General features: G+C 29.7%; 9 protein-coding genes. 4 read left to right on the forward strand and 5 right to left on the reverse strand.

Going from position 1 to position 10,488, the window contains the following annotated elements:
• Positions 1–92 precede the first annotated feature (92 nt).
• The 3 genes from nrdF to nrdI all read right to left on the reverse strand — a co-directional run bounded on the left by nrdF (position 93) and on the right by nrdI (position 3,641).
• The gene (gene nrdF / locus HMPREF3131_RS09960; protein ID WP_002455627.1) at positions 93–1,061 is read right to left on the reverse strand and encodes a class 1b ribonucleoside-diphosphate reductase subunit beta; all 969 of its coding nucleotides are present in this window, start codon (positions 1,059–1,061) and stop codon (positions 93–95) included.
• A 113-nt stretch (positions 1,062–1,174) separates the two neighbouring features.
• Positions 1,175–3,280, reverse strand: coding sequence for a class 1b ribonucleoside-diphosphate reductase subunit alpha (gene nrdE, locus HMPREF3131_RS09965; protein ID WP_049415428.1), 2,106 nt, complete (start codon positions 3,278–3,280; stop codon positions 1,175–1,177).
• Positions 3,243–3,641: a class Ib ribonucleoside-diphosphate reductase assembly flavoprotein NrdI gene (gene nrdI, locus HMPREF3131_RS09970; RefSeq protein ID WP_017175945.1), complete on the reverse strand. Its 399-nt coding sequence runs from the start codon at positions 3,639–3,641 to the stop codon at positions 3,243–3,245. The genes nrdE and nrdI overlap by 38 nt, the downstream gene beginning before the upstream one ends.
• A gap of 737 nt (positions 3,642–4,378) precedes the next feature.
• Here nrdI and HMPREF3131_RS09975 point away from each other — a divergent pair.
• From HMPREF3131_RS09975 to HMPREF3131_RS09990, 4 genes are all read left to right on the forward strand, one after another.
• Positions 4,379–5,245: a DMT family transporter gene (locus HMPREF3131_RS09975; protein ID WP_002449096.1), complete on the forward strand. Its 867-nt coding sequence runs from the start codon at positions 4,379–4,381 to the stop codon at positions 5,243–5,245.
• A gap of 10 nt (positions 5,246–5,255) precedes the next feature.
• Positions 5,256–5,756, forward strand: a complete 501-nt coding sequence (gene queF, locus HMPREF3131_RS09980) for a preQ(1) synthase (protein ID WP_002449091.1) — start codon at positions 5,256–5,258, stop codon at positions 5,754–5,756.
• Between the two features lie 300 nt (positions 5,757–6,056).
• Positions 6,057–7,562: an S-Cys-Gly-3M3SH uptake peptide MFS transporter gene (locus HMPREF3131_RS09985; RefSeq protein WP_017175947.1), complete on the forward strand. Its 1,506-nt coding sequence runs from the start codon at positions 6,057–6,059 to the stop codon at positions 7,560–7,562.
• Positions 7,563–7,691: 129 nt separating this feature from the next.
• Positions 7,692–8,615: a diacylglycerol/lipid kinase family protein gene (locus tag HMPREF3131_RS09990; RefSeq protein ID WP_017175948.1), complete on the forward strand. Its 924-nt coding sequence runs from the start codon at positions 7,692–7,694 to the stop codon at positions 8,613–8,615.
• Positions 8,616–8,677: 62 nt separating this feature from the next.
• Here HMPREF3131_RS09990 and HMPREF3131_RS09995 read toward each other — a convergent pair whose 3' ends face one another.
• Together HMPREF3131_RS09995 and hisC are read right to left on the reverse strand one after the other, a co-directional pair.
• Complete coding sequence (locus HMPREF3131_RS09995; protein ID WP_017175949.1) at positions 8,678–9,214, reverse strand: 5' nucleotidase, NT5C type; 537 nt, start codon at positions 9,212–9,214, stop codon at positions 8,678–8,680.
• Between the two features lie 94 nt (positions 9,215–9,308).
• Positions 9,309–10,364, reverse strand: a complete 1,056-nt coding sequence (gene hisC / locus HMPREF3131_RS10000; RefSeq protein WP_017175950.1) for a histidinol-phosphate transaminase — start codon at positions 10,362–10,364, stop codon at positions 9,309–9,311.
• Between the last annotated feature and the right edge of the window lie 124 nt (positions 10,365–10,488).

Here is a 10,488-nt window from a genome sequence, read left to right on the forward strand (position 1 = left end):
ATACTAATATTCTTTTATTTTTTATAGAGAAATTAAAAAAACTAATTGCAGTGATGATTCTACAATTAGTTTTTCTAAAATTAGTTATTATTCTAATCTTCAAAAATAAAATCTTCGTCTTGTAAAGCTTCCACGTTAAGTGCTAATGTATAGCCGTCTCCTTTTACTGAGAAAAAGTCATGATTTTTTGTTGATGTATCTAATGCATTTTCAATAATAGGATTAAACTCTTTTTCTTCAAAATAAGGTTCAAATCCTAAGTTTGATAAAGCTTTATTCCCATTATATTGTACATAATTTAATACATCTTCAGTTAAACCGATATCATCATATAGCATATGTGTATATGAGACCTCATTTTTATATAGTTCTTCTAACAATTTATACATTTCTTTATCAGCTTTTTGCTTTTCATTTTCTGATAGCTCATTACGTAAACTTTGAGCATCTAAACCGGTAAAAACTCCATGAATTGATTCATCAAGTAAAATTTTTCTAATAATTTCACCAGAAGTTGTCATTTTTCCTTGACCCGCAAGATAAAGTGGATAATAGAAACCAGAATAGAACAAGAACGTTTCTAAGAAAACACTTGAAACTCTTGCCATATATTGATCAAAAATAGAGGCTTCTTTTCCCCAAAGTTTATGATAATTAGAGATAATTTTATCAGATTTATATTTTAAATGAGGCTCTTCAATTACCCAAGTATCTAATAGATAATTTGTTTCACTAGATGGAAGTAACGTTGTAAAAATATGTGAATAACTTTTAGCATGAATTTGTTCCATCATTTGCATAAATGAATAAACTGCTTTTTTACGTAAATCCGTTGTATGTAGCATAATTAATGGCATACCATCATCCGCTTGATGTGTATCTAATCCAGTTAAACCTGCTAAAGCACGTTTAAACGTATTTTTTTCATCCTCTGTTAGTGTCTTCCAACTTGCTATATCCTTTGAAACTTTAAATTCTGTTTCTACCCACATTTGTGAAATGTTTTGACGCCAAAACATATTTGTCATATCTTCTTGAGTATTCCAATTGACGGCCTTCATTAATAAAATCCTCCTCTATTTATTAACCATTACATTATTTAAGAGGATAAGATTAAAATGCTTCTCTATGAGAATAATTTAATCTTTCCTCTAAATATTTATTTCACTATTAATTAAATTGCACAACTTGTACATTCTTCAACACTTAATAATTTATTACGTGTATAGTATAAAGATTTCAATCCTTTGTGATGTGCGTATACGTATAATCGTGACAATTCACGTGTTGAAATTTCAGAATTAACATATAAAATTGTTGAAATCCCTTGGTCCACATGTGTTTGAATTGTTGAAATTAAATCTATAAGTTTCATTTGATCAGTATTAAATGCTGATTTATAGTACCACATTGTTTCAGGTGATAAGAAAGGCATTGGATAAAATGTTTCAGCATTTCCGTACGTACGTCGTTCAATTTGATCTACGATTGGCATGACCGAACTAGTTGCATTCTGAACATATGAAATACTTTGAGTTGGTGCAATAGCTAATCGATAAGCATGATATAAACCATATTCTTGTACTTGTTGTTGTAATAATTTCCAGTCTTCTGATGTAGGAATTTGCATATTAGCAAATAATTCTTTTACTTTTTCAAATTGTGGCACGAACTCTTGTGATGTATAAAAATCAAAATATTTGCCACTTGCATAATCTGATTTATCAAAATCTTGATATGCTTCTCCACGTTCTTTAGCAATTTCCATAGAACGTTCAATTGAATAATAGTTCATCATCATAAAGAAAATATTAGCAAAATCTTTGGCTTCTTCAGATTCATAGCCAATTTTATTTTTCGCTAAATAGCCATGTAAGTTCATTACACCTAAACCTACAGAATGTAACTCATTATTTGCTTTTTTCACACCTGGTGCATTTTGAATATTTGCTTCGTCACTTACTACTGTTAATGCATCCATTCCAGTATGTACTGAATCTCTGAATTTACCCGTTTCCATTACATTCACTATGTTCAATGAACCTAAATTACATGAAATATCACGTTTAATTTCATCTTCAATTCCATAGTCATTAATAATTGACGTTTCCTGTAATTGGAAAATTTCAGTACATAAATTACTCATTTTAATTTGACCAATATTTGAATTCGCATGTACTTTATTCGCATTATCTTTAAACATTAAATATGGATAGCCTGATTGCAGTTGTGTTTGAGCAATCATATTCAACATTTCTCGTGCATCTTTTTTCTTTTTAAGAACATTAGGATTAGCTACAAGTTCATCATAATATTTTTCAATATCAATATCGTCTAATGTCACTCCATATTCTTGTTTTACAGTATGAGGTGCAAACATATAAAAGTCTTTACCTTCTTTAGCTAAATCAAAGAATTTAGATGGAACAATAAGACCAGTGGAAATTGTTGATAGACGTAAGTCTTCATCGGCATTTACTTTTTTAGTATCTAAGAATTCTTCAACATCATAATGGAAAATGTTTAAATATACTGCTCCAGCTCCAGGACGTTGACCTAATTGATCAGCATAACTAAATCCACCCTCTAATGCTTTTGCTACAGGTAATACACCTTTAGCTACGCCTTTAATACCTTTAATTGCTTCACCACGTGCACGTAATTTAGATAAATTGATAGCCACGCCACCACCAATTTTACTTAATTGTTTAGCAGTAGAATCTATGAAATTAATTGAGTTTAGACTATCATCAACTTCTAGTAAAAAACATGAAACAAGCTCTCCACGACGTGCGCGTCCTGCATTTAAAAATGTAGGTGTAGCAGGTTGATAACGTTGTTCAATCATCGCTAAAATAAATTGTTTAGCTTGTTCTTTATTACCATCTGCTAAATATAGAGCAACTATGGCAACATGTTGATTATAGTCTTCTAAGTACTTAGATTTATCATTTGTTTTTAAAGCATAATCTTTATAAAATTTGCTTGCAGACATATAACTAGCAAATTCAAAATTAATAGATTTTGCGAATTCGATAATTTCTATTAAATCTTCTTCGCTATACTTCTTAAATACATTAAAGTAAAAATGATTATCTACTAAGTAATGTAAACGTTCAATTTCACTATCAAAGTAAATTGTTTTATCGCTAATTTCTTCTAAGTAAACGTTTAAAGCTTCTTGATCTTTCTCAAGATTAAAAAAGCCATTGTCTTTACGTTTAGTTACTTCATTGTTTAGTTCAATATGATTGTACTTTTTCTCGTCCATAATCTTCATTGAAATGCCCCACCTTATCTCTAAATTCGATAACATCTTTATTTGTACCTTGAACCTCAAATTTCATTAATAAAGGCACATGGTATGTTTCAGAAATTGTTCGACCTGCTTTCGCAAAGTTTTGTCCCCAGTTACGATTACCACTAGCAGCAACAGCACGTATATGGGCATGATTAACTTCTAGAAAAGACTGTACTTCCTTAGGAACTTCACCAAAACCAATTGTACCTGTAACTAAAATATAAGGTTCTTCTATTCTATCCTTACAATTGTCTTTATTGATTTCTAATACATTTTTAATTTCACTACGTTTTATAAATCTTCGTACATTTCCTGAAAAAGAGAAATAAACTACTTTCATAGGAACGCCCTCTTTCGACAATCTTATTAATTAAAAAGAAGTTCTCTTAGTCTTATAAGAAAACTTACTTTTAGAACGAATATCATTTCGTTAACTTAATCAAGTTAATACTACATATTGTGTTTCTAATTATTAATCTTTAAAAATCATTATTTATAAATCGTTCATGTAAATAGTGTAGATTCCGAAAAAACTAATCCAAATAAGTGTGAAATTGCTACTAAAATGAATTATTCATACAATCTTTCTATTTTCCTCAAACACAACATATTGTGTCTCAATTCAAAACCCAACACTATATTCTGTGTTTCATTATACATAAATGATACCCTAATTAAAAGTTAATATTTGATGTCAAATGTTCGTGAAATCGGTTAAAGGTGCATCATAGCTATATTAAAAACTAAGAAAATTTTATTTTAGTTTTTTTAAGGTATTTCACTTGATTTTTTGCCTACCATTACTAAACCTTATTCATTCGGGATTTCTAGTACATAAGAATGTAAATCATAATATATTGCTAACCATTTATTAAAAAAATAACTCATTTTTTATATTAAAAGCCGAATGAATTTCTATTTTACGAATTAAAAATTTAGAGTATATTTAATCGCATTAAGAACATATGTTCGTTATCATTATAGTTTTTCTTTTTTATCTTTGCAAGTACTTATGCATCCACAAATAAATTATGCTAATATATAGACGTTAAATTTTTATAAATGAGGAGATATGCTTTGAATCCTAAGGTAAAAGGTATTATTGCTATTTTAATTTCTGCTATTGGTTTTAGCTTTATGTCTGTTTTTTTTAGACTAGCCGGAGACTTACCTGTATTTCAAAAATCTTTAGCAAGAAATTTGGTAGCCATGTTTATTCCATTATTTTTCATAATAAAATATAGGCAACCTATATTGGGTAAAATGAGTAGTCAACCCCTTTTAATGACTAGATCGACGTTAGGTCTTATAGGGGTATTACTAAATATTTACGCTATTGATCACATGGTGTTAAGTGATGCTGATACTTTAATGAAGCTTAACCCTTTTTGGACTATTTTATTAAGTTTAATATTTTTAAAAGAGAATATTAAAAGGTATCAAATTATAGCTATGTTAATTGCTATTTTTGGTATGTTATTCATTGTTAAACCAGAATTTTCTTCAACTATGTTCTCTTCTTTAGCCGGTTTATTCTCAGGTATCTTCGCTGCATCTGCATATACTTGTGTACGAGCATTAAGTAAACGTGAAGCACCTTATACTATTGTATTTTATTTTTCATTATTTTCAGTCATCGTTCTTATTCCATTCTCTATTGCAACATATGAACCGATGACAAAGTTACAAATTATATATTTATTAGGAGCTGGATTATCAGCGGCAGTAGGACAAATTGGTATTACATTAGCATATAGTTTTGCTCCAGCAAAAGACATTTCTATTTTTACGTATGCTTCTATATTATTTACTGCATTATTTGGCTTTATATTATTCGGAGAAACACCAGATTTCTATGCATTTATAGGTTATATCATCATTATTGGCGCTAGTTACTTTATGTTTGAAAAAGCACGTAGACAATCTAATACATCTAACAATTAGGAGGAAAATTATGACACAAGGTCGCAATAAAGAAGAATTACAAGATATTACATTATTAGGCAATCAAAATAATAAATATGAATTTGACTATACACCTCAAGTACTCGAAACTTTTGATAATAAACATCAAGGAAGAGATTATTTTGTAAAGTTTAATTGTCCAGAATTCACTTCTCTTTGCCCTATCACTGGACAACCCGATTTTGCTACAATTTATATTTCATATATACCAAATATAAAAATGGTAGAATCAAAATCACTAAAATTATATTTATTTAGTTTTAGAAATCATGGTGATTTTCACGAAGATTGTATGAATATTATCATGAATGACTTAATTGACTTAATGGATCCTCATTATATAGAAGTATGGGGTAAGTTCACGCCACGTGGAGGCATTTCAATAGATCCATATACAAATTATGGTCGTCCAAACTCTAAATATGAAAAGATGGCCGAACATCGTTTAATGAATCACGATATGTATCCTGAAAAAATAGACAATCGATAACATGTTTTTTAACTCCTTTTATTTTTACTAATGTAATATAAAAGGAGTCATTTTTATTCTAGATTTTTTTAATAAACTATTGCGATTTATTAAATTAAAGCGTATTTTAATATTATCGCTAAAATTTATAAAGATATAAGTTCATGAGCAATAAAAACTTTTATTTTTATAAGTTATTATATTTTATTTGACTGAAAATTCTAAAAATTTATATTTTTAAGAAATTCTTGTGAGATGTAATTGTACAATCTTATTTACATAGTAATCAGTCATATTAGGAAAGAAAGGAGTGGGATGTTAATGGCAACAAATAACTCCCATGAACAAACAATTCAATCAATACCACAGAAAGGATTTTTCGGTCATCCTAGAGGACTAGGTGTGCTCTTTTTCGTAGAGTTTTGGGAAAGATTCAGTTACTACGGTATGCGTGCGATGCTCATATTTTATATGTATTTCGCAATACACCAAAATGGATTAGGTATTGATCAAACTACAGCAATGTCGATTATGTCAGTATATGGAGCACTTATTTACATGTCTTCTATTCCTGGCGCATGGATTGCTGATAGAATTACAGGCACACGTGGTGCTACTTTATTAGGTGCTGTACTTATTATTATTGGACATATCTGTTTAAGTTTACCATTTGCTTTATTTGGTTTATTCTCATCAATGTTCTTTATTATTATCGGATCAGGTTTAATGAAACCTAATATTTCAAATATTGTAGGTCGTTTATATCCTGAAAATGATACACGTATTGATGCAGGTTTCGTTATTTTCTATATGTCTGTTAACTTAGGTGCATTAATTTCACCTATTATACTGCAACATTTTGTAGATATACGTAATTTCCATGGTGGCTTCCTTCTAGCAGCTATTGGTATGGCATTAGGTCTTGTTTGGTATTTGTTATTTAATAGAAAGAATTTAGGTAGTGTTGGAATGAAACCTACTAACCCACTATCTAAAGAAGAAAAGCGTAAATATGGAATGATTATCGGTATCATAGTAGCAATTGTGATTATCGTATTATTAGTTACATATTATACCCATACCCTTTCATTCGATTTAATTAGTAATACTGTATTAGTTCTTGGAGTAGCTTTACCAATCATTTACTTTACAACTATGCTTCGTAGTAAAGACGTTACCGATGTAGAACGTTCTCGAGTTAAAGCATTTATACCTTTATTTATTTTAGGTATGTTATTCTGGTCAATTCAAGAACAAGGTTCTAACGTTTTAAATATTTATGGTTTAGAACGTTCTGACATGCAACTCAACTTATTTGGTTGGACAACTCGATTTGGGGAAGCTTTGTTCCAATCTATCAATCCATTATTTATTTTATTATTTGCACCCGTTATTTCTATGATTTGGTTAAAAATGGGTAAAAAGCAACCTTCTTTAGCTATTAAATTTGGTATTGGTACATTACTAGCAGGTTTATCATACATTCTAATTGGATTAGTTGGTTTAGGTTATGGACATACACAATTCTCAGTTAACTGGGTTATTTTATCATATGTAATCTGTGTTATTGGGGAACTTTGTTTATCACCTACAGGTAATAGTGCTGCTGTTAAACTTGCACCTAAAGCATTTAATGCTCAAATGATGAGTGTATGGCTATTAACAAATGCTTCAGCACAAGCGATTAATGGTACATTAGTAAAATTAATTAAACCACTTGGTCAAACGAATTATTTTATTTTCTTAGGTACCGTTGCTATTGTTATTACTCTTATCATTTTAGTTTTCTCACCTAAGATTACAAAAGCTATGAAGGGTATTCACTAATTAAATACAAAATAGTAAAAAGTACTTCTAGTTATGACATCTAGAAGTATTTTTTTACTTATATATTTAAAATTATAAAATTCAGGGTAAATATTTATAATATCATTTTAAATGAAAGTAGGTTTAACTATGGAGCAACAGTATAATCATGGGGTATTATTTTACCATGAACATAGCGGGCTTAAAGATATATATGATGGATTGGGAGAAGTCGCTAAATCACTAACTCAGTTATGTAAGCATCTTTCAATACAATTAAGTGAAAATGAGGGTGACATTGAAAGATATTGTAAAGAAATAAAAGATCATACTTATAGTAATGATATTGATATCGTTTTTATATTGGGAGGAGACGGTACAGTTAACGAATTGATTAATGGTGTGATGAAATATGATCTAGATCTTCCTATAGGTATTATTCCAGGAGGAACATTTAATGATTTTACTAAAACATTAAACTTAAATCCTGACTTCAAAAAAGCTAGTGAGCAATTGTTGTCTTCACATATTGAGTCATATGATGTTATGAAAGTAAATGATAATTATGTACTTAACTTTGTCGGACTAGGACTTATTGTGCAAAATGCTGAAAATGTTCAAGAAGGACGTAAAGATATCTTTGGAAAATTAAGTTATGTTGGTTCTACTGTAAAAACACTCATGAATCCCGAACATTTTGACTATACATTGACAGTAGACGACAAAGAATATAAAGGAAATACGTCTATGCTAGTGATAGCAAATGGACCTAATATTGGTGGCAGTCGCATTCCACTTACAGATCTTTCTCCACAAGATGGAAAGTTAAATAGTTTTATATTTGAACAACAAAGTTTTAGTATTTTAAACGATATTTTCAAAAAAAGAGATAGCATGAATTGGAATGAAATTACCGAAGGAATTAATCATATTCCAGGTTCTCACATAACATTACGCACTGAACCAAATATGAAAGTAGATATTGATGGAGAAATTAATTTAGAAACACCTATCACCATTGATGTGTTACCTAAAGCAATCAATATCCTTACTTTTTCGAATGATGAGAAATAACAACTATATAATAATCAAAAGGTATGTATGAATGCTTCAAGCTTCATACATACCTTTTTACTTTAATTATTATTTAAAAACATTGCTTCTACATCTTTCCAGCCATTCACTCGTTTAAAACGTGTTTCATTTATATTATGTGCAGCCGTAAAGATAATAGGTTCTCCTTCAAAAATTTGAAGCTGACGAGGATTATCATCTATTAAATAATCTGTTTTAACAATATTTTTTCTTCCACAAAAAATAAAATGCTGTGGATCTAAAAATGGAAAATATTCTAGTAACCATTCATATTTATCATGAAATGAGGTGGGTACATCCATTGCTGCTGTAGCAATATATACATCATAATGCTCATTAAGTTTTTCTACCACCTCTTGAGCATGTGGTATCACTTTAAGATGTCTAAAAAACTCTGGCGCTCTTAAAATATCTCTTACTAACCCATCATGTTCAGGAATCACATGGTTTAATTTCTGACCATGTAACGATTCCATTGTAATTCCTAATTTAGTTTCAATATTAACTGCTTCAATAATTGCACCTAAAGTATCTGCTAATACTTCATCCATATCTATTGCTATAGATTTACGTGCCATGCTATCACTTCCTTAGTTATCTTTTGCACATTTTCAAAGTATAGCAAAAAACCTTTAATTCGTCATGAATCGCAATTAAAGGTTTTTCCTTAGTTTAATAATTAAATTGTTTTAATACTTCAATCATTTTATTATTTTGTTCTTCAAATCCAATTGTAATACGTACTCCATTAGGAAAAGGTCTAGTGATACAGCCAACGTTTAATAATTCATTATACAATGCTTGTGGCTTATCTGTTACTACAAATACAAAGTTCGTTTGACTAGGTAAAAAGTGTTTACTTTGTTCAATGTTATAGAACTTTTCACGTTCTTTTGCATTTTTTCTAGTAATCTCTTTTAAATAATCTTGATCTTCTAATGCTGCAATCGCTGCATATTCTGAAATTCGTGTCACATTAAATGGTGGACGAATGATATTCCATTTTTCAATGGCTTCATTTGTTGCCACAACATATCCTACACGTAAACCTGCTAATCCATATGCTTTAGAAAATGTTCTTAATAAAAATGCATTATCAAAGCGTTCTTGTAGTTTTAATGTATCAGGATAATCTTCAGCAGTGACGAATTCGAAATACGCTTCATCAATTAAGACTGGCACATGACTTGGAACACGTTCCAAAAATGACTCTAATTCATCATGACTAAAATATGTACCTGTAGGATTATTAGGATTACATAACCATACTAATGAGGTATCAGAATTAACCTCTTTTAAAATGCCTTCCAAATCAAATCCGCCATTTTTTAACGGTACTTTTACAACTTCAGCTGATTCAACAATCGCATTATGATAATATTGTCCAAAAGTAGCTTCACTTGTCACAATTTTATCTCCTGGTGTTAAAACTGCTCTAGAAATCATAAGTATTACTTCATCTAAACCTGCACCAAATAAAATTCGAGATTCATCAACATTTAAATGCTTACTAATTGCTTTTCGTAATGATGGAGAGCCTGTTTCCGGATAGTAGAATAACTCATCTAAGTGCGCTTCAATTGCTTCTTTTACACGAGGTGATGGTCCATATAAATTTTCATTCGATGCTAGTTTATATAACTCACCTTCTATACCAAATTTTTCTTTAAGTGCTTGCGGTGATAACCCAGGTTGATATGCCGATAATTGTTGTAATTGTTTTTTCATTTATGATCACTCCTATATAAATTAAGTTACTTTCCTTTTTCACTTATTAATTAAAATAGTACCATAAATTATCGATTTATACTTTATGTGTTAAAAAGAGGCTGGGACATAATTTCTAACAAAT

Source organism: Staphylococcus sp. HMSC14C01, from assembly GCF_001808085.1.
GTDB lineage: Bacteria > Bacillota > Bacilli > Staphylococcales > Staphylococcaceae > Staphylococcus > Staphylococcus hominis.